Origin of the sequence: Streptomyces sp. NPDC017676 (genome assembly GCF_044329325.1) — a bacterium.
GTDB lineage: Bacteria > Actinomycetota > Actinomycetes > Streptomycetales > Streptomycetaceae > Streptomyces.
The window spans coordinates 1-1304 of sequence record NZ_JBIRJA010000056.1; the positions used below are offsets into that span (position 1 = coordinate 1).

At 67.3% G+C, this 1304-nt stretch carries 1 protein-coding gene; it reads left to right on the plus strand.

Annotated features, from left to right (window positions below):
- The first annotated feature begins 72 nt into the window (after nt 1–72).
- Nucleotides 73–1265 (plus strand): IS3 family transposase gene (locus ACH4LD_RS42990; protein WP_398059999.1). Its coding sequence is split into 2 segments (ribosomal slippage): nt 73–343 and nt 343–1265, totalling 1194 coding nucleotides; the frame shifts between segments, so codons are not numbered across the junction.
- Nucleotides 1266–1304: the final 39 nt, after the last annotated feature.

Sequence of the window (1304 nt, forward strand, 5' to 3'; positions counted from 1 at the left end):
TGAGCTGACCCCGGTTTCGTGGAGTCCCTGAAGCCAGGCATATGATTCTGGCCCGAAGGAGAACCACGAGCAGTGCCAGCACCACGCAAATACCCGGACGAGCTCCGCGAGCGGGCCGTCCGTGAGGTCCGCACCACCGGCCGACCGATCGCGCACGTCGCGAAGGACCTGGGCATCCACAAGGAGGCCCTGCGCGGCTGGGTCCGCCAGGCCGAGGCGGACGCCGGGGAACGCGACGACCGGCTGACCACCGCCGAGCGGGAAGAGCTCAGGCAGCTCCGCCGGGAGAACGCGGAGCTGAGGAGGGCGAACGAGATCCTGAAGGCCGCAAGCGCGTTTTTTGCGGCGGAACTCGACCGTCCCCGGACGAGGCCGACCAGGTGATCGAGCACCTCAAGGGCAAAGGCCTCGGGGTCGGGTTCGCATGCCGGGTGCTGGGGCTGTCCGAGTCGGCGTACTACGTGCGCAAGAAGCGGCCGAAGTCGGCCCGCCGACTCCGTGACGAGCAGCTCATGCCGCTGATCGAACAGGTCCATGCCGAGTCTGGCGGCACCTATGGCGTCCGCCGGATCAGCCGCGCGCTCAAGCGCAAGGGCGTCCACGTGGCCCGCTGCACCGTCGAGCGGCTGATGCGTGAGCTGGGCCTGGAGGGTGTCATCCGCGGACAGCGGCGCCGCACCACCGTGCCGGAGCCGTCGACACCCAGACCGCCGGATCTGGTCGACCGTGACTTCACCGCGAGCCGGCCCGACCAGCTCTGGGTGGCCGACATGACCTATGTCCGCACCTGGACCGGCTGGGTGTACGTGGCGTTCGTTCTGGACGTGTTCTCCCGGACGATCGTCGGATGGCAGGTCGCGAGTCACATGCGGACCGAACTTCCGCTGGACGCCCTGGAGATGGCGCTGTGGAGACGCCGGATCAAGAAGGACTCCGGGCTGACTCATCACAGCGACAGGGGGTCGCAATATGTGTCAATTCGCTACACCGACCGGCTCGCCGAGATCGGGGCGGCCGCCTCCGTCGGCTCGGTCGCGGACTCGTATGACAACGCGATGGCCGAGGCGCTGAACGGCACCTTCAAGGCCGAGCTGATCGAGATGCAAGGACCGTGGCGCGACGTCGACCAGGTCGAGCGGGCGATCTTCCAGTGGGTCACCTGGTACAACGAGGAACGGCTCCACTCCGCCCTCGACTACGTACCGCCCGCCGAGTACGAACGTGACTGGTGGCGACAACAGCAAGCCACCCCACAGTCCGCCTGAAACAAGATCACCGGACTCTACGAAACTCGGGGCAGCTCA